We start from the raw sequence: 23,230 nt of genomic DNA, 5'->3' as shown, positions 1-23,230 counted from the left end.
GTCCACCCTCATATGGGAGCGATCGCTCCCGAATAGGTGAGGGAGGGCGCACGTGACGACCACAGACCGGGCCGGGACCCGGGCGACGGACCGGGACGCGCCGCCGGGAAGCCGCTGGGCGGCGGTGAGCGCGGTGGCGCTGGGGACGTTCCTGCTGGTGACCGCCGAGCAGTTGCCGATCGGGCTGCTGACCGCCGTCGGATCGGCGCTGGAGGTGTCCGAGGGGACGGCCGGGCTGATGGTGACGGTCCCCAGCCTCGTCGCCGCCGTCGCGGCGCCGCTGGTGCCGATGCTCGTCGGCGGCATGGACCGGCGCCTGCTGCTGCTCGCGCTGATGGCGCTGATGACGCTCGCCAACCTGGCCTCGGCCCTGGCGCCGAGCTTCGCCGTGCTGGTCGTCTCCCGGGTGCTCGTCGGCGTGGCGATCGGCGGATTCTGGGCCATCGCCGGGGGCTTGGCGGTCCGGCTCGTGTCCCCCGCGCAAGTGGCGCGCGCCACCGCGATCATCTTCGGCGGCGTCGGAGCCGCGAACGTCTTCGGCGTCCCGCTCGGCACATTGCTCGGCGAGTTCTCCGGCTGGCGCGTCGCCTTCGCGTCGCTGAGCGGCCTGGCGCTGCTCGCGCTGGGCGGGCTGCTGACCGTGCTGCCGCCGTTGGCGGCGTCCCAGCCCGTCCGGCCGCGGCTGCTGGCCGAACAGTTCCGCAACCCGGGCGTGCGCGCCGGCATCCTCGCGACGTTCCTCCTCATCACCGGCCATTTCTCGGCCTACACGTTCGTGAGCCCGGCGTTGCAGCGGCTGTCGGGCATCGACGAACGGCTCGTCGGCCCGCTGCTGTTCGCCTTCGGCATGGCCGGAATGGTCGGCAACTTCGTCGCGGGGGCCGCGCTGACCCGCAGCCCGTACCGGACCGTGCTGGTCATCGCCCTCGCCCTGGCCGCCGCGATGCCGCTCTACCTGCTGCTGGGCGGCGGCCCGGTCGGCGGGGCCGTGCTGCTGATCGCCTGGGGCCTGGCCTTCGGCGGGGTGTCGGTCGGCCTCCAGACCTGGATGATCAGGAGCGCGCCCCGGGCCGTGGAGGCGGCCTCGGCCCTGTGGGTGGCGGTGTTCAACCTCTCGATCGGCCTCGGCGCGCTCACCGGCGGCGTCATCGTCGACTCCCTCGCGCTCCAGGCCGTCCTGTGGCTCGGCGGCGCCTGCGCCCTGGCGGCCGCACTGGCGATCTGGAGCGCCCGCGGCACCGGGAACCTGCGGTGAGCGGGCCCGTCACGCCGCGTCCCGGACGCGGTGCCCGACGCCTCACCCCCCGGTCACGCCAGGTGGTCGAGGAGGGCGTGGAAGGCGAGGAAGACGGCGAGGCCCAGGAGGAGGCTGCCCAGTGCGTAGGCCGCCGCGCGGGCGTGGTGGCCGTCCTGGAACAGGTGGACGGTGTCGAGTTCGAACGTGCTGAACGTGCTCAGCGCGCCGCAGAGCCCGGTGCCCGTCAGGGCCTCGACGTCCGTGCCGGCGCCCGCGCCGTGCAGGGCGCCCAGGACGGCCGCGGCCAGGACGTTCACCGTGAGCGTGCCCCACGGGAACGACTTGCCCGCCGCCGACTTGACGAGGCCGTCGAGAACGTAGCGGAGCGCCGCGCCGATCGCGCCGCCCACCAGGACCAGGAGCGCCTCCATCACGGTTCCTCCCCCGCCTCGCGGTGCGGCAGCCTCCGCCCGATCCGGAAGCCCGCGGCGATCGAGGTCCAGCCGAGGACGACGCTCGCCGCCGCGTAGCCGATGCCGAGGGCCGCCCGGCCGTCGTCGCCGAGCGTGTAGACGCCGTCGATGAGGTGCGAGAACGTCGTGAAGCCGCCCAGGTAGCCGGTCACGGCGAAGGGGCGGGCCAGCGGGTGCGGGCGGCCGCGCAGCAGGTAGGCAGTCAGGGCGCCCATGATGAGGCAGCCGAGGATGTTGACGGTGAAGGTGTTCCAGGGGAAGCCGGTCTCGGAGGCCGGGATCGCCTCGCCGAGCAGGTGCCTCGCGAGCGCGCCGAGCGCGCCTCCCATCGCGACCTCGGCGATGACGCGCGGTCCCAGGCCGGGACGGGGCGTCCTGCCCCTGTGCGGGTGCAGCGCGACGGCCTCGGCCCGCTCGCGGTCCCGGAGGCGGCCGAGCATCGAACCCCTCATCCGGACCGGTCCGGGGCCGGGACGCCGAGGAGGAGGCGGCGGACGGCGTCCCAGGTCCGGAAGAACCCCTCCTCCAGCTCCGGGGACCGGTCGCCGAGCATCCTCGCCCACGCGCCCCGGTCTCCGGGCAGGACGCTCGCGCCGCCGCGCAGTCCCGTCCCGGCGAGCGCCTCGTGCATCGTGTCGGCGATCTCCAGGGCCGGACGCGACGCCGTGACGACGTACAGCGACGCCGTGATCCCGTAACCGTCCATGCATGCGGGGCCGGTCACGGCGCGCTCGCCCGGGACGAGCCGGACCGGGTCCGCGAACAGGAGCCGTCCGTCCGGGTCCCGGACCTCCAGGTCCGCGCAGTAGGCGGTGTAGGCGTGCCGTTCCCCGCGCGCCAGGCGTCCCGCCATCAGCTTCTCCCCCAGGACGACCGTCGCGTCCGGGGAGGCGGTGACGTCCGTGCGCTGGTAGAAGCGCGAGCCGCCGAACGGGATCGTGGCGGCCGGCAGGTACTCGACGTAGCTGCCGGGCCCGGCGCGCAGGTCCACCGCCTGCGTGGCGTAGTCGTGCTCCATCCGGTACAGGCGCGTGGCGGTCTGCGTCGTGAAGTGCACGGACGTCCCGGGCCCGCAGTCCAGCCCGATCCTGTAGCGGTCGCCTTGCAGCACGCCCCCGCCGGACGACATGAACATCACCGTCGGCATGTCCGGCCGTCCCGCGTCGGGGTAGAGGGGGCGCGTCGTGTGCAGGGGCGCCTTCTGGAAATGGGCGGTCATCTCCGTCCGGCCGCCGGCGAGGCCGAAGCCCAGGTCCAGGACGCCGGCTTTGCCGGGCGCGCCGACGGGCAGCGTGTCGGGGACGGCGGCGTGATCGGCCACGGCCGCGGGCGGCGGGCCCGTCAGCGGGCCGGTGAGCACATCGCCTCCCGGCGCGCCAGGACGAAGTCGGCGACGTCCGCGACCCCGGTTCCGGTGAGGCAGTCGGTCAGCACGACGGGGCCGTCGCCGCGCACGGCATGGGCGTCGCGCTCCATCACGGCCAGATCGGTGCGCACGTACGGGGCGATGTCGATCTTGTTGATGACCAGCAGGTCGGAGTCGGTCGTGCCGGGTCCGCGCTTGCGCGGCATCTTCTCGCCCTCGGCCGTGTCCAGGACGAAGACGAAGACGTCGGCGAGCGCCGGACTGAAGGTGAGGGTCAGGTTGTCGCCGCCGCTCTCGAACAGCAGCAGGTCGACGCCGGGATGGCGGTCGAGCAGGTCCGCCGCCGCGGCGAGGTTCATCGTCGGGTCGTCGCGGACGGCGGTGTGCGGGCACGCCCCGGTCTCCACGCCGACGACGCGGTCCGGGTCCAGCGTCCCGGCGAGCGTGCGGCGGACGTGTTCGGCGTCCTCCTGGGTGTAGATGTCGTTGGTGATCACGCCGGGGGTGTGCCCCCGGGCGACGAGGAGGGGCACCAGCGCCTCGATGAGCGCGGTCTTGCCCGATCCCACCGGCCCGCCGACACCGATCTTGAACGTCTGCTCCAGCTCCATGCGTACCCCTCCTCGGGTCAGGTGATGAACAGGCGGGCCCGGGCCCGCTCGTGCCCGGCCGCGACGGCGTCGGCGACCGGCGTCCAGGAGTGCAGGTCCCGGGGGTCGCGGGCGGCGAGCGCGGTGCCCACCGCCCGGACGAGCTCCGGCCGGACGTCGCGCAGCAGGGCCTGCGCCGCGCGGAAGTCGATCCGGCCGAGCCGCACCGGCGCGGCGGCGCAGCTCGCGGCGAAGGCGAACAGGTCCCCGGCCACCGCGTCCCGGACGGGGACCCCCTGGCCCGCGTGCACCGCCCCCACGACGACGGCGTGGTGGCCGGGCGTCACACGGTCGTCGACGAGGCGGGCCAGCCGCGCGGCCGGGGCGGACCCGAACGCGGGCCCGGCGGTCGCCAGGACCTGCCGGCCGGTGCGCGCCGACGCGGTCCGCTGCTCCCGGTTGAGTTTGATCGCGTGGAGCCTGCGGTCGGTCTCCACCAGCCGGTCGTCGTCGCCGGCGGTGACGGCCCGGTGCGCGAGGGCCAGCGCCGCCGCGTCGGCGGTGCCCATGGCCCGCACCAGGTCGCCCACCAGGTCGCGCAGACTCTCCGGCCGGACGAGTCCGAGCTGCGTGAACCCCTCCAGCCCGTGCGACAGCGTGTAGAGGCCGCTGGGGAAGCCGGAGTCGGTGAGCTGGAGCTGCGCCAGCAGCGCCTCCAGGCTCGCGGGTCCCGGCGGCCCGCCGGTCATGCGATGAAGAACAGCCGCGACAGCGGCAGCGAGCGCGCCGGTTCGATGGAGACGGGCTCGCCGTCCACCGTGACCCGGTAGGTCTCCGGGTCGACGCCGATCTCGGCGAGGGTCGAGTTGTGGAGCATGTGCCGCTTGTCCACGCTCCGGCACTGCCGGACGGGGCGGATCAGCCGCCGCAGCCCGAGCCGCTCGGGAACGCCGTCGGAGATCGCCGCGTCCGACATGAACGTCACGCAGGTCCCGCGCAGCGCCTCGCCGAAGCTCCCGTAGGTCGGCCGCAGGTACACCGGCTGCGGGGTGGGCAGCGAGGCGTTCGGATCGCCCATCTGCGCCCAGCCGATCAGCCCGCCCTTGATGACCATGAACGGCTTCGCGGCGAAGGAGTGGATCGGCCACAGGACGATGTCGGCGAGCTTGCCGTCCTCCAGCGAGCCGATCGTGTCGGCCATCCCGCTGGTGCGGGCCGGGTTGATGGTCAGCTTCGCCAGGTACCGCAGGACGCGGTGGTTGTCGTTGCGGGAGGAGTCCTCGGGCAGGGCCCCCCGCTTGTCCTTGCAGTGGTGGGCGACCTGGAACGCGCGGGTGAACGACTCGCCGACCCGTCCCATCGCCTGCGAGTCCGAGCCGATCATGCTGATGACGCCGAGGTCGTGCAGGACCGTCTCGGCGGCGATGGTCTCCACCCGGACGCGGCTCTCCGCGAACGACAGGTCCTCGGGGACGTCGTAGCTGAGGTGGTGGCAGACCATCGTCATGTCGAGCAGCTCGTCGGCCGAGTTCACCGTGTAGGGCAGCGTCGGGTTCGTCGAGGCGGGCAGCGCGTTCGGCTCCGAGGTGATCCGCAGGATGTCGGGCGCGTGCCCGCCGCCCGCGCCCTCGGAGTGGTAGGTGTGGATCGCGCGGCCGTCGATCGCGTCGATCGTGTCCTCGACGAACCCTGCCTCGTTGAGCGTGTCGGTGTGGATCGTGATCTGGACGTCGTGGTCGTCGGCGACCCGCAGCGCGCAGTCGATCGCGGCCGGGGTCGAGCCCCAGTCCTCGTGCACCTTGAGCCCCGCGGCGCCCGCGCGGATCTGCTCGTCCAGCGGGCCGGGCAGGCTGTTGTTGCCCTTGCCGTAGACCGCGATATTGATCGGAATGTCCTCGTACGCCTGGAGGATCCGGGCGATGTTCCACGGGCCCGGCGTGCAGGTGGTGCCGCGCGAGCCGTCGGCCGGGCCGGTTCCGCCGCCGACGAGCGTGGTGATCCCGTTGCTCAGCGCGTGCTGCGCCTGCTGCGGGGCGACGAAGTGGACATGGGTGTCGATCGCCCCCGCCGTCGCGACGAGGTTCTCCCCGGAGATGACCTCGGTGCCGACGCCGATGATCAGCCGGCGGTCCACCCCGTTCTGGGTGTGCGGGTTGCCGGACTTGCCGATCCCCGCGATCCGGCCGTCCTTGATCCCGATGTCGCCCTTGACGACGCCGAGCACCGGGTCGATGACGACCGCGTTGGTGATCACCGTGTCGAGCGCGATCGTGGCGTTGCGCGAGGCCGGGTCGGACGACATCCCGTCCCTGGCCGTCTTCCCGCCCCCGTACTGGGACTCGTCGCCGTAGTGCCCTTCGGTGTGGTCCTTCTCCACCTCCACCACCAGGTTGGTGTCGCCCAGGTGGAAGCGGTCGCCCACGGTCGGGCCGTACATGCTCGCGTACCGCTCGCGAGAGATCGTCGTCATGGCGTCAGCCCTTCCTGGAGCGGGACGCGGCGGCCCGCGCGCCCGCCCTCTTCGGCGCGCTCCGGGCGGCTGTCTTCGGGGTCCTTTTCGCCGTGCTCTTCGCGACGTGCTCCGCCGCCCCCGCGCGGCCGGTCTCCGGCTCCGGCTCGTCCAGATATCCCCGTTCCCGCATTCTGGTAAGGGCCCGTTTCTTCGCGGCGGAGGAGCGGATGCTGCCATCGAGCAGGCCACCGAAACCGACGATGCGCATCCCGCCCCCGAACTCGACCAGCCGCACGTGCTTGGTGTCGCCCGCCTCGAACCGGACGGCGGTTCCGGCCGGGATGTCCAGCCGCATTCCGAACGCCTTCTCCCGGTCGAAGCCCAGCGCTCGGTTGACCTCGAAGAAATGGAAGTGGGAGCCGATCTGCACGGCCCGGTCGCCGGTGTTGCGCACGGTGAGCGCCTGTCTGCGCTGCCCGGCGTTGAGCTCGATCGGACCCCGTCCGAACATGTATCCGTCATGTGCCATGCGCGACCGCCCCCCTCAGGCTCGACCCCGCGAGCGCGCGGGGTCCTGTGGTCTCGTGGTGGTGGTGATGGTGGTGCTCCGGCGTGATGTCCAGTCCGTCGTCCGCGTCGCGGAGCCACCGCTCCTCCGCCTCGCCGGCGCGGCGCCGGACGAGCGCCTCGACGGCGGCCGGGGCGAGCAGCGGCCCCGCGGCCCGGACGCCCGCGCACGGCGGAGGCGGGGGCGGCGCCAGCGAGGCGGGGACGAGCACGATCTCCCGGGCGCCCAGGCGCCGGCAGCGGTCCACCCCTTCGGCCACCCCCTTGCCGAAGGCGACCTCCACCGGGCCGGACGGCAGGTGCCGCGCGGCCAGGCACGCCGCCTTGCACAGCTCCGCGTCGGCGTCGGGGCCGCCCTCCGGGGCGACGAGGAGCACCGCCCGTCCGGCACCGCCGCCGAGCAGCGCCCGCGCGACGGCCGCCCGGAGCCAGCCGACCAGGTGCGTGAGCGTGCCGAGCGGGCGGGCGAGCAGCAGGCCCCCGGGTTCGCCGCCGCGCGCGGCCCACGCGATCGTCTGCGCGGCGGCGGAAGCCAGCCCCGGGTCGCGTCCGAGGGTCATCGGCACCGCCACGGCGTGCCGGTGGTCGGCGAGGGCGAGCGCCAGCGCCCGCCCGGGCCCCGGGGTGGCGGGGGCCTCGTGCCCGCCCACCCGCAGGACCACGCGGCCGAGCGGTGCGGTCACCTGCCGCCGCCGACGGGATCGTGGCAGGACACCAGCTTGGTCCCGTCGTCGAAGGTGGCCTCGACCTGGATCAGCTTCAGCATCCCGCGCACTCCGGGGAGCACGTCGTCCGGCCCGACGACCTTCCTGCCCAGCTCCATGCAGTCGGCGACGGACCTGCCGTCGCGGGCGGCCTCCACGATGGCGTCGCTGATCAGCGCCACGGTCTCGCCGTAGTTGAGCTTCAACCCGCGCTGGCGGCGCCGTTCGGCGAGCCGCGAGACGGTGAAGACGAGCAGCTTGTCGATCTCTCGCGGTGACAGGTTCATCGGGATCGGTCCTCTCTGCGGCCGGCCCTCAACCGGCCCGCGCAAGCCTGGAAAGATGCGGGACGGCCGCCGTGAACACCCACATGACCAGCACGAACGGCCAGGTCAGGGTGTGCCCCCCGACCACGGTGAACAGGTTGGTGAGCCCGGCGGTCAGCGCGGCCGACGTCGCCGCCCCGATCACCGCGTAGAGCGTGCCGACCGGGCTCAGGGCGATGTAGGTCCCGGTCAGCGCGATCCCGGTCAGCACGGCGTTGTAGCCGTACAGACCGGCGCCGATGTCGGCCGCCTGCGCGCCCAGCCACCATCCGGTGAGCAGCCCGACCAGGCTTCCCACCAGCGCCGTCGCGGCGACGAGACGGCTCGCCACCGCCAGCCCGGCCAGGAAGATCAGCCCGACGTACCACCGGTCCTGGAAGAACACCTGGCCGATCCCGCTGAACAGGCCGTGCCAGAAGTCGTGCCAGGTCATCGCCGTGCCCGGGGCGGACGCCGAGGGCGGCGAGCTGTCCGGGTGGTGCGCCCAGACGCGGTCGAAGGACGGCGCGCCGAGCACCATCACCAGCGTGACGACGCAGAACGGCGCCGTGGAGGCGGGCAGGCCGTAGGGGGCGAGGAGGGTCCCCATCGCGGAGGTGAGCACGCTCACGGCGACCGCCGAGCCGATGACCAGCGCCACCGTCATCCAGTGCACGCCCAGGTAGAGCACCAGGGCCACGCCGACGAGCGTCCCGCAGAACCCTTCGAGCCCGGCCGACACCCGGTCGCGCGCGACGCCGAGCAGGTAGGCGGTCGCGGTGGCGGCGATGGTGCCGAGCAACCCGAAGACGCCGAACCGCCAGCCGCCGACGAAGAGCGCGGCCAGGAAAATGAGGCCGGTCCAGTAATTGGGCTGGAAATCGACCTGGGCGATTCCCCTGAGAATCGCCGCAACGGCCTCCTGCGGGCGGTTCCGCGCCGGGGAGCCTTGCGAAGCGGGTGCGTCCGCCACCGATGACGACACGGCCCACCCTCCCCGATCGAAAGCCCCGCTCCGGCGCGGACGATCATGGTGAACGGCGGTCCGGCCGTGATTTCGGATTCCCGGAATTCGCGCCACTAAGACGATGTCCGGTCAACAATGCACCGCGCTCCGGGAAAAGGTCGTTTGCCTGACGGCGGGTCCCGCGGCGGGCAGCGCTTCAGCCGCTGATCCGGTACGGGAGGACGCACACCAGCGCGCCGGGTGCATGCTCGCGCAGCGCCTCCGCCAGGAGCAGGCCCCACTGGTCGTAGAGGAAGCGGTAGCGCGGACGGCTCGACTCGACCATGGGGATCAGGACGATCACCGACCGGTCGCCGCCGGCCAGGGCGCGCCTGGTGTACTCGACGATCGGGCGGATCCTGGCCTCCCGGGGGCTGTCGAGGATCTCCAGCCGCACCCCGGGGTCCCAGCGGTCCCACTGCCGCCTGAGGGCGATGGCGCGCTCCCCGTCCTCGGCGACGGCGACCGCGACGGCCTCCCCGTCCAGGCCCAGGGCGGTGCCCAGCGCCCGGCCGGTCATGGCACCGACGTCCTCCATCGGCACGATCAGCAGCCGCGCGGCGCGATCGGGCCGGGGACGCTCGGCGGGGACGGTACCGAGCCGCAACTCCCGCGCGACCCGGTCGTAGTAGCGCCGGATCCGCGTGAACAGCAGGATCAGCAGCGGGACCACGACGACGACCACCCAGGCGCCCGCACTGAACTTGGTGACGAGGAGTACCAGCGTCGCGAGCGCGGTGAGCGTCGCCCCGGTGCCGTTGAGCAGCGCGGTACCCGCCCAGCGCGGCGGCCGCTCCCGGGCCCAGTGCAGCACGAGCCCGGCCTGGCTGATCGTGAACCCGGTGAAGACGCCCACGGCGAAGAGCGGGAGCAGCCGGTGCGTGCGCGCGTCCACCGCGACCAGCAGCAGCGCGGCGGCGGCCGCGACCGCGAGCACGCCGTACCGGTGGACGGGGCGCTCACCGCGCAGCGCGAACAGGTGCGGCAGCCGGTGGTCCCGGGCCAGCAGGCTCAGCAGGACGGGCAGGCCGCCGAAGCTGGTGTTCGCGGCGAGCGCCAGCGCGAAGGCGACCACGATGCTCGCGGCCTGGAAGGGCCATCCCGTGCCGAAGGCGCCCGCCGTCAGCTGGGCGAGGATCGTCACGCCCTCCTTCGGCACGACGGCGTCGCGCCGGATCAGCAGCGCCAGGCCGATCAGCATCACGGCGAGCAGCGCGCCCAGCATCAGCTCGGTCCGCTGGGCCCGCGCGACGCGGGGCGTGCGGAACATGGGCACGCCGTTGGCGATCGCCTCCACCCCCGTCAGCGCGGCGCAGCCGGCGGAGAACGCCTTGAGGACGAGCATCACCCCGAGCGCCTCGTGGGCGTGCGGGGCCACGGCCGTCCCCACGGACGCGGCGGGGTGCGACCGCGCCAGCCCGGCCACGACGATGCCGAGGACCGTCGCCACGAACAGCAGCGTCGGGAGCATGAGGACGCGGGCGCTGTCGGCGATCCCGTACAGGTTCACGGCGGTCAGCACGGCCAGCACGAGCAGCGAGATCTCCAGCAGGTACGGCCGCAGCGCGGGGAAGGCGGAGGCGAGGGTGGCGGCGCCCGCCGCGAGGCTGACCGCCACGGTGAGGACGTAGTCGACGACGAGCGCGGCGGCGGCCAGCGTGCCCGCGCGGGGCCCGATGTCGTCCCGCGCGACCGCGTAGGAGCCGCCGCCGTCCGGGTGCACGGCGATGACCTGCCGGTAGGACACCACCAGCACGGCGAGCAGCCCGGCGATCGCGAGCGTGACCGGCAGGGTGAGCCGCACCCTGGACACCCCGGCGGTGACCAGCACCAGCGCGATCGCCTCCGGCCCGTAGGCGACCGAGCTCAACGCGTCCAGCGAGAGCGCGACCAGTCCCTGGAGGCTGGTCAGCCGGCTCCTGTCGCCCTCGCCGTGCAGCAGCGGGAGGCGCGGTCCGCGCGGCGCCGCCAGTGGACCGCGCGCGGGGACGACGCCGCGCCGCGGTCCAGCACCCCCGTCCTCGCCCACCTCGCGCACCGGAGTTCGCCCGGTCAGCCGTCGGCGAAGGCCGCGTCGGTGCCCCGGGCCTGTTCCTCGTCGGTCATGTGCATCCGCGTGAGGCGGTCGACGGCGATGCCGACGAGGTAGGTGACGGCGAACGCGTAGGCGCCGACGGCGAGCACCGCGACGACCTGCTTGCCGAGCACCGAGGCCGAGCCGCCGTAGAACAGCCCCGCGGAGCCCTCGTCCCAGCCGGTGGCCAGGAAGCCGAGGGACACGACCCCGACGATCCCGCCCGCGCCGTGGATGCCCGTCACGTCCAGGGTGTCGTCGTAGCCCGCCACCAGCTTCAACTCGACCGCGTAGATGCACACCGCCGCCGCGACGACCCCGACCGCGAAGGCGCCCTCGACGCTGACGTACGCGCACGACGGGGTGATGGCCACCAGCCCGGCGAGCGCCCCGCTGGCCGAGCCGAGCCGGGTCAGGTGCCGGACGCGCAGCCACTCGATGAGCCGCCAGGTCAGCATCCCCGCGCAGCCGGCGATCATCGTACTGACGAACGCGCGGGTGGCGAGCGCGCCGTCGCTCAGCGCCGAGCCCGCGTTGAACCCGAACCAGCCGAACCACAGCAGCCCGAGCCCCAGAAGGACGAACGGGATGTTGCCCGGGCGCGGCCCCTCCCCGCGCCGGAACTCGACACCGCGTCCGAGCACCAGCGCGAGCGCGAGCCCGGAGACGCCCGAGCTCAACTCGACGACCAGGCCGCCGGCGAAGTCCATGACGCCCCACCTGTTGATCCACCCGGAGGACGCGAACACCCAGTGCGCGACCGGCAGGTACACCAGCGTCACCCAGGCCACCACGAACAGCAGCCACGGGCCGAACCTCGCCCGGCCCGCGACGGAGCCGCTGATCAGCGCGACCGTGATGATGGCGAAGGTGAGCTGGAAGCAGACGTAGATCTGCTCGGGGATCGTGCCCTGCAACGCGTTCACGGAGACGTGGCCGAGCCGCCAGTCGCCCCAGCCGATCAGCCCGGCGCCGCCGACGTCGTCGCCGAACGCGATCCCGTATCCGTAGAGGAACCAGAGGATCGTCACCAGGCCGATGCAGATGAAGCTCATGTAGAGCATCGTCAGCATGTTCTTGGAGCGGACCATTCCGCCGTAGAAGAACGCGAGGCCCGGCGTCATGAGCAGGACCATCGCGGTCGCCGTCATCAGCCATGCCGAGTCGCCGGTGTTCAGCCCCGCAGACATCGCAGCCCCGAATGCATTTCAGACCTTCCGGCCGTCTCCCCCGCACCCCGCCGGTTTCCGTGGAGGCATTTTCCGGGCTATGTTCACGCCCCGGCCGCAGGCCAAACGCGGTACGCCGCATTCTTGGCCCACGCTTGGACGCCGCATCGATGGACGTGAAGCCGGGGAGCCCGCCTAGGATCGGCCGGATGGATGTACTGGCCACGGAACGGCTGCGCCTCGTCCCCTGGCGGGAGGAGTTCAGGGAGGACGTGGCGAGGCTCACCGCCGACCCCCGCGTGTACCGGACGCTGGGGCTCGGCACCCGCTGGACGCCCGAGTACGTCGACGAAAGGCACCGCGCCTACCTGGAGCATTGGCGGTCGCACGGTTTCGGGTGGCGGGGCGTCCTCGCCGCGGACGGCGGGGAGTTCCTCGGGATCGCCGCGCTGAACTACGCCGGCACCCGCGTTCCCGGCGTCGACGGTTCCGCCTTCGAGATCGGCTGGTGGCTCGACCCGGCGTACCAGGGACGCGGGATCGCGACGGAGGCGGCGCGCGCCACCCGCGACGACGCGTTCGGACGGCTCGGCGCGCCCCGCCTCGCGGCCCGGGTGCGGATCGAGAACACCGCGTCCGCGCGCGTCGCGGCCCGGGTCGGCATGCGCCTGCGCGGCGAGGCCGTGGCGGCCCGGGGCGAGGCGATCAAGGTGTTCACGCTGGACCGCCGCGCCTGGCCGGGCCCCGGGCGCGCTACCGCTTGAGGCGGTAGGTCAGGTGCGCGACGGAGCCGGAGCCCGCCACGCCCACCTGTTCGAGCGCGAGGTCGCCGACGCCGTCCAGCAGCCGCTCCCCCGCCCCGAGGACGACCGGCGCGAAATGCAGCCGCAGCTCGTCGATCAGCCCGGCCGCCAGGTACTGGTTCACCGTGTGCGCGCCGCCCGCGATCGAGACGTTCCGCTCGCCCGCCGCCGCCCGCGCCCGCGCCAGGGCCTCCTCGATCCCGTCGGTGACGAAATTGAACGTGGTGCCGCCCTGCATCGTCACCGCCTCGCGCGGGTGGTGGGTGAGGACGAACACCGGCGCGTGGTAGGGCGGCTCGTCGCCCCACCAGCCGGTCCAGTCCAGGTCCCAGTCGCCGCGCCCCGGGGAGAACATGTTGCGGCCCATGATGAACGCGCCCGCGTCCGTGATGCCCTTGATGACCTCCGCGTTGGCGTCGGCCTCCTCGAACATCCAGCGGGTCAGCCGGCCGTCCTCGCCCTCGCCGAACGGCTTGTCGAGGCTCTGGTTCGGGCCCGCGGTGTATCCGTCGAGGGAGACCGCCATGTCGCAGGTGACCTTGCCCATCGTCTGCTCCGATCATCAGGGCGCCCGCTCGGCGCCGCTCACCTGGTGATCGGAGCCGCCGGGTCGTCCTCGACATCCCCCACCGAAAAATCTTCAACCGGCGGGCGGGTGAGCCGGGGGCGGGCGTCCGGGTTGTCGGCGAGCCAGCGGAGTTCGGCGGTGTGGCGGCGCACCAGCGACTCGTACAGCGAGGCGAAACTGCGGTGCAGGATGTCGATCTCCTCGGCGGTCATCCCGGAGTTGCGCCAGCGCAGGACGCGGTGCGCGTCGGTGGCCCGGCCGGCGAGCGCGACGACCGCGACGCCCTCGGTGGGACGCCAGGTCGGCGAGACGAGCGCGATCGCGAACCCGGCGGCGACGAAGCCCGCCATGCCGCTGAGGTCGACGTCGTGGTAGCGGAAGCGGGGGGTGAACCCGGCGGCCTCGCACGCGGCGCGCAGCATCGCGGTACCGCCGTCGTCGCCGCCCTGCGGCGGGATCCAGATCTCGTCGGCGAGGTCGGCGAGCTCGACGCGGCCGCGGGAGGCGAGCGGATGCCCGGACGGGAGCGCGACCCCGCACGGCTCGACGCAGACCACGCGCTCGCCCGTGCCGGGCGGGCAGGGCGGGGCGTGGTGGTCGGCGACCCGTCCCATGAACACGACGTCGACCTGGTCGTTGGCGAGGAGCTGGTTGAGGACGCCGCCGGAGTAGTCGAGGCTGGTGCTGACCGTGCGGCGCAGCGGGCCGCCCTCCAGGCGCCGTAACCACTCCCCGAGCAGGATGCTCGGGTGCGTCCCGAGCCGGATGACGGAGCGCTCGCCGTTCTTGCGGGCGGTGGCGAGCAGGTCGTCGACGTCCGACAGCACGCCCCGGGCCCGGGCGAGGACGTGGCGGCCGAGCGCGGTGGGCGTGATGCCGTCCGGGCTCCGGTCGAACAGCGGCCCGCCGAACGCCTGCTCGATACGGCGGAGCTGGGCGCTGAGCGTCGGCTGGGAGACGCCCAGGTCGGCGGCGGCGCGCGTGATACTGCCCGCCTCGGCGATTCGGCTGAGCACGCGCAGATGGCGCAGTTCAACCTGCATAGCCGCGAAGCTATGCCTAAATGCGAGGCCCCGCAAGCGTTGATCAGGTGTCAATCTCATCTTCGCAGGACACGACGGCCGCTCCCGCGCGAAACCCACCCCCATTCCCCGTTCGCTCGGCCAACGCCGGGGTCGTCGCCGTGTCGGCCGCCGTCCCGTTCCCCTGCGGGACGGCCTCGTCCCCCGCACCAATGGAGGCATGCGGCTGTGAAACGCAAACCCCTTCTGGCGGTCCTTGCGGCCGTCGCGCTCCCGGTCACCGGCTTGGCGACAATCGCCATGTCGGCACCGCCGAGCGTTCCGAAATCCAGCGCCGATCCGAAGACCGCCGCAATGGCGTCCGCGGATCGGATCGTCACCGGGCGCGTCGCCGAACTGCACGCGAGCAAGGGCGAGAAATTCGTCCGCACGCAGGTCGTCGGCACCCCGTGGAACCAGTACTACGTCGCCTATGAGCGCACCTACCGCGACCTTCCGGTGGTCGGCGGCGACTTCGTCGTCGCGACCGACGCAAAGGGCCATGTGCGCACGCTGTCGGTGGCGCAGAAACAGCAGATCAAGGTGGCGACGACCCCCAAGGTCGGCGCGGACGCCGCCGCGCGCGCTTCCCGCGGCGCTGTGGCGAAACCTGACAAGAGCCAGCTCAAGCCCCACCTCGTGGTGCACGCGCTGGGCAAGCCCCGCCTCGCCTGGGAGACGACCGTCTCGGGCCGCGAGGGCAAGCAGCTGAGCCGCAAGAAAGTCTATGTCGACGCGCTGACCGGCAAGCGGTTCGACGCGAAGGAGACCGTTTACGCGGGCACGGGCACCGGAATCTGGGAAGGCCCGAACCTCAATATTGGAACGACCCAGTCGGGTGGTTCCTACACGATGCGTGACCCGAAGCGGCCAGGGCTCACGTGCGCCGACTACAGCGGCGGCATCTTCACCAAGTCCAGCGACGTCTGGGGCAGCACGTCCAAGACGAGCAAGGAAGCCGGCTGTGTCGACGTCATGTACGCCGCGGGCGGGTTCTGGGACCTGCTGAAGACGTACGGGCGCGACGGCCTGCGCAACGGCCAGTGGGCTCCCGCGAGGGTCGGCCTCAACGAGGTCAACGCCTACTGGAACGGTACGGACGCGCAGTTCGGCCACAACCAGTCCAACCAGTGGATCACCTCGACCGACGTGGTGGACCACGAGTTCGGCCACGGCCTGGACAACTTCACCCCGGGCGGGATGTCCGGCGGCGGAACCCAGGAATTCGTCGGTGACGTGTGGGGTGCCGCCTCCGAGGCGTTCCTGAACAACCCGGAGGACGCTCCCGACTACACGGTCGGCGAGGAGATCAACCTGGTCGGGCAGGGCCCGATCCGCAACATGTACAACCCGTCGCTCGTCAACGGCGACCCGAACTGCTACTCCAGTTCCGTGCCGAACATGGAGGTGCACAAGGCGGCGGGACCGGGCAACCACTGGTTCTACCTGCTCGCCGAGGGCTCCAACCCCGGTGGCGGCAAGCCGAACAGCCCGATCTGCTCGGGCGGGCCGACCTCGGTGACGGGGATCGGCGTGCTGAACGCGGCGAAGATCTTCTACAACGCGATGCAGCTGAAGACGTCCAGCACCAGCTACCCCCGGTACCGGACGCTGACGCTCACCGCCGCGAAGAACCTCGACCCGTCCTGCACCTGGTACAACCGGGTCAAGGACGCCTGGAACGCCGTCCAGATGGGCGCGCAGTCCGGCGAGCCGAGCTGCGTCCCGAGCGGCAACGACTTCTCCCTGTCGGTGGCGCCGAACTCCGGGACGGTCAAGGCGGGCGAGTCCGTGCAGGCGACGGTCAACACCACCGTCAGCAGCGGCTCCTCCCAGCCGGTGAACCTGTCGGCGACCGTGTCCCCCGCCAACCCCGGCCTGACCGCGACCTTCAACCCCTCCCAGGTCCAGTCCGGGAACACCGCCACGCTCACCCTCGCGGCGAGCGACACCGCCAAGACCGGCCCGTTCACGGTCACCGTGACCGGAACCGGGACGAGCGGCTCCCACACCGCCACCTACAGCGTCAACGTCAGCGGAGGGTCCGACACGGGCAACCCGCCCGACATCAGCGTCGAGAACGTCAAGGCCCACCTCCAGCAGCTCCAGACCATCGCCACGCAGAACGGCGGCACCCGCCGGTCGACGGGCGCCGGGTACACCGCGTCGGTGAACTACCTGGAGCAGGCGCTGAAGAACGCCGGGTTCACCACGGTCCGGCAGACGTGCACGTCCGGCTGCTCGGCCGGCGCCGGTCCGAACCTCATCGCCGACTGGCCGGGAGGGGACGAGAACAACGTCTACATGTTCGGCGCCCACCTCGACAGCGTCGCGGCGGGTCCGGGCATCAACGACAACGGCTCCGGCTCGGCGGCGCTGCTGGAGGCCGCGCTGAAGCTGGCGCAGACCAAGCCGACGATGCTGAAGCACGTCCGGTTCGGCTGGTGGACGGACGAGGAGCAGGGCCTGCGCGGCTCGCAGAACTACGTCTCCCGCCTGTCGGCCACCGACCGCACGAAGATCAAGGGCTACTTCAACTTCGACATGGTCGGCTCGCCCAACCCCGGCTACTTCATCGACGGCGTCAACTCGGCCCTGTCGCAGTACCTGAAGGGGTACTTCGACTCGATCAGGCTGGTGCCGGACGAGATGTCGGAGTGCTGTAGCGACGACGGGCCGTTCCGCGACGCCGGAATCCCGACGACGTTCCTGTCCACCGGCGCGTCCGCGATCAAGTCGGCGGCCCAGGCGCAGAAGTGGGGCGGCACCGCGAACCAGGCGTTCGACCGGTGCTACCACCAGTCCTGCGACAGCTACCCGAACAACATCGACACGACCGGGCTGGACCGCAGCTCGGACGCGATCGCGTGGGCGCTGTGGAAGGTCGCGGTCGGCGACTCGACGCCGGCCAACGACTTCTCCATCAGCTCCGACCCTCCGACAGGGAGCGTCAAGCCCGGAGAGTCGGCCACCGCCACCGTCAAGACGGCGGTGACGAAGGGCAGCGCCCAGCAGGTCGACCTGACGGCGACCGTGTCGCCGGGCGGCCCGACCGTGACCCTCGACCCGACCTCGGTCACCGCGGGCGGATCGTCCAAGCTGACGGTCGCGACCACGGCCCAGACGGCCGCGGGCAGCTATACGGTCAAGGTCACCGGCAGCGGCACCGGTGGGGCGGTCAAGCACACCACCACCTTCACCGTCACCGTGCAGGGCGACGACACCAACGACTTCTCGGTGTCGGTCGACCCGGGCACCGGGAGCGTGGACGCCGGGAAGTCGGCGACGGCCACCGTCAGGACGGCCGTCACCGCCGGTGTCGCGCAGCAGGTCAACCTGTCCGCGACGGTGTCCCCGGCGGGGCCGACGGCCACCGTCAGCCCGTCCTCGGTGAAGGCCGGGGGCACGGCGACGCTGACGGTGGCGACCGCCGCCGACACGCAGCCGGGCGACTACACGGTGACGGTCACCGGGCAGGGGGCGGTCGCGAGGTCCGCCACCTACACGCTGACGGTCAAGAAGGCCGACAACCGGACGTCCACCAGCACCACCCAGTACCCGATCAACGACTACCGGTGGGTCAGCAGCCCGCTCCAGGTCAGCACGCAGGGCCAGGCGGCGAGCACGGTGACGCTGAGCGTCGACATCCAGCACACCTGCTCGGAGGACATGGCGATCGGCCTGGTCTCCCCGTCCGGCCAGACCTACGAGGTCAAGCCGATGGGCGAGGGCCAGTACGAGTGCACTCCGTGGGACGGTCCGATGACCTTCACCGTCCCGGGCGTCAACTCGCAGGCCGCCGGAAACTGGCAACTGACCGTCTACGACCAGGGACCCGGTGACGTCGGGACCCTCAACGGCTGGAGCATCACGCTCTAGCCCGCCGGGGCTGCACGCTCTGGCATGACCCGAAACGTGCCCGGCCCGGCCGGCCTCCGCAGGGGTGGGAGGCCGGGCCGGGCACACCCGTGTCCGGCGCCGATTTCCCCTTCTCGGCAATTGTCGTGGTAAATCCGGGTGCACGAATGGCCCGGAAACAGTAGCGTTGCGCCGGTCACGCCACGGGGAGGGTGCCGCACATGACGAAGCTGAACCAGATCATCGCGGTGGAGAAGGGGACGAAATCCCGCGCGCAGCGCGAGCTGACCGACATTCACCACCGCATCCAGAAGACGCCGCTGCTGTCCGGCATCTCGCGGACCTACCAGCCGCTGGACGACGAGGGCGAGCAGCTTCCGCCCGAGTCGACCCGGGTGCAGGTGAAGGCGGAGGAGGCGCTCGCGGACGCCGCGAAGGCGCTGACCCGGCTGTTCGACGTCACCGCCACCAAGGACTGGGCGAACTGCGACGCGCGCGCCGACGTCGTCGTGGACGGCCGGACGATCGTCGCCGACGTCCCCGTGTCGTACCTGCTGTTCCTGGAGAAGCAGCTCACCGACCTGCACACCTTCGTCGACAAGCTGCCCGTCCTGGACGCGGCGGAGTCGTGGACCTTCGACGAGTCCGCCGACGTGTGGCGCACCGAGCCGGTGAAGACGACGCGCACCAAGAAGATCCCGCGCGCCCACGTGCTGTACGAGGCCACCACCGAGCACCCCGCGCAGGTGGAGACCTACACCGAGGACGTGATCGTGGGCACCTGGACGAAGACGGCGTTCTCGGGGGCGCTGCCCGCCAGGCGCGTGAACGAGCTGCGCGAGCGGGTGACCAAACTCCAGGCCGCGGTGAAGTTCGCGCGCGAGGAGGCCAACGGCGCCGAGGTGACCGATCGGAAGATCGGCGACGCGGTGTTCGGCTACCTCTTCGCCTGACGCGCTGCGGGAACGACAACTACAGAAGACTCCCCCGCTGGAGCGCGGGGGCGGGGCCGATCAGGCCCCGAAGCTGAGGATGAGGCTCAGTCTGAACCACGGTGACAGTGGAGGTTCGACTCCTCCCCGGGGCATCCGCGTCCCGGTAGCCCAAATCGGTAGAGGCAGCCGTTCAATCTCAGGCTCTCGCTCCAGAATCAGCATTTCCGCTCATCGCCGGATCGACCGGAGGCAGGCGTCAATCACCGAGATGCCAGTTCGAATCTGGCCCGCACCTCTCGCGGCGCGGTAGTTCAATGGAAGAACGCGGTGACCTGAGAACTGACCTGCCCCCTTAAAAGCCGCCGGCGTGCCGTGCGAGCGGATTCTCTCAGGGCCCCGGAACATGGGAAGTTCCGGGGCCCGCCGCTCTTTGGGGGCTACCCGTATTCGGTGCTACTCGTATTCGGTGCCGCCCTTGCGGGTGAGGTAGGCCGGGGAGACGAACTTGGCGATCGCGCGCCCGCCGGTGATCTCGCTGTAGCGTCCGGTGGCCGGGCGGACGACCAGGCCCTCGCGCAGGTGCGCGGCCTTGCCCGACACGCTCTCGCGTCCGACGGCCAGCTCCGTGAGCACGGCCTCGTCGTAGGGCCCCTCGTACAGGCGGGGGACGGCCGGGAGGCCGGTCTCTTCAAGGACGTCGGCCAGCTCGGCGGGGTCCAGCCAGCGCACCGGCCCCTCCCCCGCGGCCACCGCGACGTCGAAGACGGCGTAGCCGATCTCCTGGCGTCCGTAGTGCAGGTCCTGGACGCCGCGCCCGTAGACCTCGCCGAACACGCCGGCGCGGTCGGCGCCGAACCGGGCGGCGATCGCCGCCGCGGCGGCCGGGACGCCGTGCGTCTCCACGGCGCGCCAGTAGAGGTTCCGCTCGTCGCGCACCAGCGCGAGCCGTTTGTGCCCGAAGCCCTTGGACGACACGAACGCCTCGTCCCCGACCAGGGAGAACAGGCACGCGGTGCCGTGGATCTTCTCGGTCGCCACGACCGCCTCGCCGGGCTCGAAGATCGCCGGATAGCGCTTGACGTCCTCGATCTCGACCCAGGGGAGCAGATCGGGCGCGGGCACGACCTCGCCGTTCATGTGGACGGGGACGGGCGGCACCCACTTGGTGACGCCGAGGAGGCCGGCGAAGTCGCGGGACTCCGCGCGCGCCGCCGCGAGGTCGGTCCCCGCCAGGGCGCGAGGCAGGCAGACGATCCCCTGCGACAGCTCCCCGCGCAGCCGGACGGCCTTCACCCGGTTCTTCGCCGAACCGGCGAGCTTGCCCTCCAGCCCGAGTTCGCCGATCAGCTCGGCGGGCAGCAGCGCGCCCTCGGGAATGTAGACGGCGAGGTCCCCGGTCCGGAACTGTCCCTTCCCGACGACCGCGCGGTAAAGGCCGACCTGGGCCAGTTCGAGCGCGTCGGCATTTCCGTGCGGATGGATCGTCAGTTCTTCGGCGGTCACACGCAGTGTCGACATGGGCATTCCCCCTCGGATCGGTTTCCGCAAGGGTGGCGATCGCCGCGGGCGGCGGGCAACTCAATAAGTCCCGAAGGGGGTGATGCCCTGCTGCGTCTCACCGTGGTAGCGGGGCAGCAGGCCGTCCAGTTCGCGTTGCGCGGGCCGGTACCCGGCGTCGGCGGCGCGGTTGAACAGCAGCATGGCCTCCCACGTCTGCCCGTACTGCATGCGGTGCAGGCCGGAGCGGTAGGCGGCCTCGTGGACGCCGTTGTCGGCGGCGCGTTCGAAGAAGACGGCGGCGGCGTGCGGATACCCGTTGGCCTCGTAGTCCATCCCGATCTCGAAGGCGGCCTCGCCCCGCTTCCAGTAGTGCGGCGGCCACGGGTCGGTGCGCGGGTCCCACTCGACGGCGAGCCGGCGGGCCAGCCGGTGCCCGACACGAGCAGCGCGCTGCAACCAGTACAGCGCCTCGTGCGGACGGTTGTCGCAGGCCAGCAATGTCGCCAGCCGGTAGGCGGGCACGCCGTGGTCCTGCCCGTCGTCGGCCTCGGCGTGGCGCAGCAGGCGCATGCCGGTGCGCCCGTAGGCGTCGGCGTAGCGGCGCGTCATCGTGGTCGCCCCGAACGGGGGTGTGATCGAGGGCGGCTCTGGCTCCTCGTTCGGGGGCTGCGGGACGGCGTCGCCGGCCGCCGGGCCGGGCCCGGCGTCCGGGACGGGGTCGGGGACAGGCGCGGCCAGCGGGGGCCGCTGCGCGTCGAGGATCGCGGTCCGGGCGGCGAGGTAGCGCGCGTGCCAGTCGCGGGTGCTGCCGATCTCCTCGGGGTCGAGCCCGTTCTCCCGCGCGGCGATCCGCAGCACGTGCAGGAACGACGACACCCACGGCCAGGGCGGAAGCTTGTCGCGTTTGCCGGAGAGGATGTCGTGGGTGGTCGAGTGGGGCAGGACGCGAACCCGCTGGCCGCCCGGCGGACCGGTGTCGCGCGGACCCATGTCACGCGGACCCGTGTCGCGCGGACCGGTGTCGCGCGGGCGCGCGGTCGGGCCGGGATCGCGGCAGTGCTCGGACAGGGTCTCCAGGCGCGCGAAGGTGGGCGGCCCCGCGAGCTCGAACGCGGCGCGCAGGTCGCCGATGAAGGTGTGCAGCGCCGCGCCGGCGCGGGTGTCGTCAGGCATCTGTGCGGCCCGGCCACTTCCTGTGGATGACGATCTCCGGTGAGGGCGACATGTTCCCACCGCGCGACACGCCGTTCTGTCAGGTTTGCCACATCTCGGAGTGCTTACGTCGGTCAGGAACGCTTCGCCACTGCGAATTCCATCGCGACTCGCCGTCCGGAGCATGAATACTCGCCCGTACCCGCGAAAACCCGGACCACAGTGGATCGGTCCGGATGTCAGCGGAGAGATCCGGATGAAACCGGATAGGACGGGATGCCACGTCCGGCTGCGCTGGAACATCCGCGCGCATCCGGCCCCATCCGGGGGTCTCCGCGCGGTTCCGGGTAGCCGGAAACCACCATCGCGGCGGGCGCCGGACCGTCCATATTCGGCGCCATGGACACCTCGACCAGAGCCCGCCCGGCCCCCGTCGCCGCCGGCGCGCCGGTGCCGGGCCATGCGCCCGGCGCGCGCCGTCCCCGCTCCGACGACGAGCTCATCGCCTACACGCTGATCACGCTGTGGGCGCTCGCCACCGGCCGCTCCCTGCCGGACGGCGTGCCGCCGGCGCGGCTGGACGAGCACGAGCTGATCGCCTTCTGGGCCGATCCCGTCTTCGAGGAGGCTCGCCTGCCATGACCGCGCCCCCGCCCGCTTCCCCGACCGCGCACCCGGACGCGCTCCCGTCCGGGCTGCGCGCCGTCGACCTGCCGCTCGCCGGACGTCCGCCGCACGTCGCGCACGTCGACCGCGAGCTGCCGCTGCTGGCCGTGGACATCGCCGCGTTCGGCGACCCGCGCCGCGACGACGAGGTCCAGCTCCACCTGCGGCGCGCGCTGTACGCGCGGCTGGAGGAGGCGTTCGCGATGACCGGGCTGCCCTGGCCCGGCTGCTACCGCGAGGACCGCGGCGACGGCGCGCTGGTCGTCGTCCCGCCGCAGGTGGACCCCGGGAACCTGCTGGCGCCGCTCGGCCACCACCTGAACGCCGTCCTGCGGCGCTCCAACAAGATGGCCAGCGAGGCCGCCCACCTGCGGGTCCGGGTGGCGGCGCACATCGGCCGCGTGCACGGCGACGACAACGGCGTCGCGGGGACGTCGCTGGTGCGCCTGTTCCGGCTGCTGGAGGCGCCCGCGTTCAAGCGGGCGCTGGACGCCTCGGGCGCCGACGTCGGGCTGCTCGCCTCCGACCACCTGCACGAGATCGCGCGGGCGGGCGGCGGGTTCTTCGACCCGGCCGCCTACGAGCCGCTGGCGGTGCGCTGCAAGGAGACACGGACCCGCGCCTGGCTGTGGCTGCCGTGCCCGGGTGCCCGCCCCCGGTAGCCGTCCGTCACCGGAAAGCATTCATCGCTCCCGCCTCCGGGAGTGATGAATGTGAAGAGGAACGCGAAGTACTGAAATTTCA

Annotated in this window: 22 protein-coding genes and 1 tRNA gene; 7 read left to right on the top strand and 16 right to left on the bottom strand. The window is 72.4% G+C overall.

The window, feature by feature from the left end; genetic code table 11:
- The first annotated feature begins 52 nt into the window (after positions 1-52).
- Entirely contained in the window at positions 53-1,255 is a 1,203-nt protein-coding gene (locus tag K2F47_RS23640) for an MFS transporter (RefSeq protein WP_242907177.1), read from the top strand.
- Positions 1,256-1,308: 53 nt separating this feature from the next.
- Here K2F47_RS23640 and crcB read toward each other — a convergent pair whose 3' ends face one another.
- The 12 genes from crcB to K2F47_RS23580 all read right to left on the bottom strand — a co-directional run bounded on the left by crcB (position 1,309) and on the right by K2F47_RS23580 (position 11,964).
- Positions 1,309-1,668 (bottom strand): fluoride efflux transporter CrcB, encoded by a 360-nt coding sequence (crcB, locus tag K2F47_RS23635; protein WP_242907175.1) that lies wholly within the window; start codon positions 1,666-1,668, stop codon positions 1,309-1,311.
- Positions 1,668-2,150, bottom strand: coding sequence for a fluoride efflux transporter FluC (locus K2F47_RS23630; RefSeq protein WP_242907173.1), 483 nt, complete (start codon positions 2,148-2,150; stop codon positions 1,668-1,670). Before K2F47_RS23630 ends, crcB begins: the two co-directional genes overlap by 1 nt.
- Positions 2,151-2,158: 8 nt before the next feature.
- The gene (locus K2F47_RS23625) at positions 2,159-3,070 is read right to left on the bottom strand and encodes an urease accessory protein UreD (RefSeq protein ID WP_242907172.1); all 912 of its coding nucleotides are present in this window, start codon (positions 3,068-3,070) and stop codon (positions 2,159-2,161) included.
- Positions 3,052-3,687 carry an urease accessory protein UreG gene (gene ureG, locus K2F47_RS23620; RefSeq protein ID WP_242907171.1) on the bottom strand — a complete coding sequence of 212 codons (636 nt, stop codon included), beginning with the start codon at positions 3,685-3,687 and terminating at the stop codon, positions 3,052-3,054. Before ureG ends, K2F47_RS23625 begins: the two co-directional genes overlap by 19 nt.
- A 17-nt stretch (positions 3,688-3,704) precedes the next feature.
- Positions 3,705-4,415, bottom strand: coding sequence for an urease accessory protein UreF (locus K2F47_RS23615; protein WP_242907170.1), 711 nt, complete (start codon positions 4,413-4,415; stop codon positions 3,705-3,707).
- Positions 4,412-6,136, bottom strand: coding sequence for an urease subunit alpha (ureC, locus tag K2F47_RS23610; protein WP_242907169.1), 1,725 nt, complete (start codon positions 6,134-6,136; stop codon positions 4,412-4,414). Before ureC ends, K2F47_RS23615 begins: the two co-directional genes overlap by 4 nt.
- 4 nt (positions 6,137-6,140) lie before the next feature.
- The gene (gene ureB, locus K2F47_RS41915) at positions 6,141-6,647 is read right to left on the bottom strand and encodes an urease subunit beta (protein WP_443611975.1); all 507 of its coding nucleotides are present in this window, start codon (positions 6,645-6,647) and stop codon (positions 6,141-6,143) included.
- A complete protein-coding gene (locus tag K2F47_RS23600) occupies positions 6,637-7,368 on the bottom strand; it encodes a sirohydrochlorin chelatase family protein (protein WP_242907168.1) in 732 nt (243 codons plus the stop codon). The genes ureB and K2F47_RS23600 overlap by 11 nt, the downstream gene beginning before the upstream one ends.
- Positions 7,365-7,676 (bottom strand): urease subunit gamma, encoded by a 312-nt coding sequence (locus tag K2F47_RS23595; protein WP_242907167.1) that lies wholly within the window; start codon positions 7,674-7,676, stop codon positions 7,365-7,367. The genes K2F47_RS23600 and K2F47_RS23595 overlap by 4 nt, the downstream gene beginning before the upstream one ends.
- Positions 7,677-7,704: 28 nt before the next feature.
- Complete coding sequence (locus K2F47_RS23590; RefSeq protein ID WP_242907166.1) at positions 7,705-8,679, bottom strand: urea transporter; 975 nt, start codon at positions 8,677-8,679, stop codon at positions 7,705-7,707.
- A 178-nt stretch (positions 8,680-8,857) separates the two neighbouring features.
- Positions 8,858-10,729, bottom strand: coding sequence for an APC family permease (locus K2F47_RS23585; RefSeq protein ID WP_242907165.1), 1,872 nt, complete (start codon positions 10,727-10,729; stop codon positions 8,858-8,860).
- Positions 10,730-10,752: 23 nt separating this feature from the next.
- Complete coding sequence (locus tag K2F47_RS23580; RefSeq protein WP_242907163.1) at positions 10,753-11,964, bottom strand: ammonium transporter; 1,212 nt, start codon at positions 11,962-11,964, stop codon at positions 10,753-10,755.
- A gap of 188 nt (positions 11,965-12,152) precedes the next feature.
- Here K2F47_RS23580 and K2F47_RS23575 point away from each other — a divergent pair, with 188 nt between their 5' ends.
- Positions 12,153-12,707 (top strand): GNAT family N-acetyltransferase, encoded by a 555-nt coding sequence (locus tag K2F47_RS23575; protein WP_242907161.1) that lies wholly within the window; start codon positions 12,153-12,155, stop codon positions 12,705-12,707.
- Here the strand turns inward: K2F47_RS23575 and K2F47_RS23570 are convergent.
- On the bottom strand, positions 12,697-13,293 hold the full coding sequence (locus K2F47_RS23570; RefSeq protein WP_242907159.1) for a dihydrofolate reductase family protein: 597 nt from the start codon (positions 13,291-13,293) through the stop codon (positions 12,697-12,699). The two genes, K2F47_RS23575 and K2F47_RS23570, sit on opposite strands and share 11 nt — an antisense overlap.
- Positions 13,294-13,331: 38 nt before the next feature.
- On the bottom strand, positions 13,332-14,357 hold the full coding sequence (locus K2F47_RS23565; RefSeq protein ID WP_242907158.1) for a LysR family transcriptional regulator: 1,026 nt from the start codon (positions 14,355-14,357) through the stop codon (positions 13,332-13,334).
- Between the two features lie 333 nt (positions 14,358-14,690).
- Here K2F47_RS23565 and K2F47_RS23560 point away from each other — a divergent pair, with 333 nt between their 5' ends.
- The 3 genes from K2F47_RS23560 (at position 14,691) to K2F47_RS23550 (ending at position 19,320) form a co-directional block, all read left to right on the top strand.
- The gene (locus K2F47_RS23560) at positions 14,691-18,254 is read left to right on the top strand and encodes a M28 family peptidase (protein ID WP_242907156.1); all 3,564 of its coding nucleotides are present in this window, start codon (positions 14,691-14,693) and stop codon (positions 18,252-18,254) included.
- Positions 18,255-18,454: 200 nt separating this feature from the next.
- Positions 18,455-19,186, top strand: a complete 732-nt coding sequence (locus K2F47_RS23555) for a DUF7873 family protein (RefSeq protein WP_242907154.1) — start codon at positions 18,455-18,457, stop codon at positions 19,184-19,186.
- A 64-nt stretch (positions 19,187-19,250) separates the two neighbouring features.
- Positions 19,251-19,320: transfer RNA gene (locus K2F47_RS23550), tRNA-Phe, on the top strand.
- A gap of 301 nt (positions 19,321-19,621) precedes the next feature.
- Here the strand turns inward: K2F47_RS23550 and K2F47_RS23545 are convergent.
- Entirely contained in the window at positions 19,622-20,686 is a 1,065-nt protein-coding gene (locus tag K2F47_RS23545) for an RNA ligase (ATP) (protein ID WP_242907152.1), read from the bottom strand.
- Positions 20,687-20,746: 60 nt separating this feature from the next.
- Positions 20,747-21,841 carry an SEL1-like repeat protein gene (locus K2F47_RS23540; protein ID WP_242907150.1) on the bottom strand — a complete coding sequence of 365 codons (1,095 nt, stop codon included), beginning with the start codon at positions 21,839-21,841 and terminating at the stop codon, positions 20,747-20,749.
- A 378-nt stretch (positions 21,842-22,219) separates the two neighbouring features.
- Between K2F47_RS23540 and K2F47_RS23535 the strand changes: the two genes are divergently transcribed.
- Together K2F47_RS23535 and K2F47_RS23530 are read left to right on the top strand one after the other, a co-directional pair.
- Positions 22,220-22,462 carry a hypothetical protein gene (locus K2F47_RS23535; protein ID WP_242907149.1) on the top strand — a complete coding sequence of 81 codons (243 nt, stop codon included), beginning with the start codon at positions 22,220-22,222 and terminating at the stop codon, positions 22,460-22,462.
- On the top strand, positions 22,459-23,148 hold the full coding sequence (locus K2F47_RS23530; protein ID WP_242907147.1) for a hypothetical protein: 690 nt from the start codon (positions 22,459-22,461) through the stop codon (positions 23,146-23,148). The genes K2F47_RS23535 and K2F47_RS23530 overlap by 4 nt, the downstream gene beginning before the upstream one ends.
- Positions 23,149-23,230: the final 82 nt, after the last annotated feature.

The organism is Actinomadura terrae, assembly GCF_022751215.1.
Classification (GTDB): Bacteria; Actinomycetota; Actinomycetes; order Streptosporangiales; family Streptosporangiaceae; genus Spirillospora; species Spirillospora terrae.
This window is presented reverse-complemented; position numbering and strand designations above follow the sequence as displayed.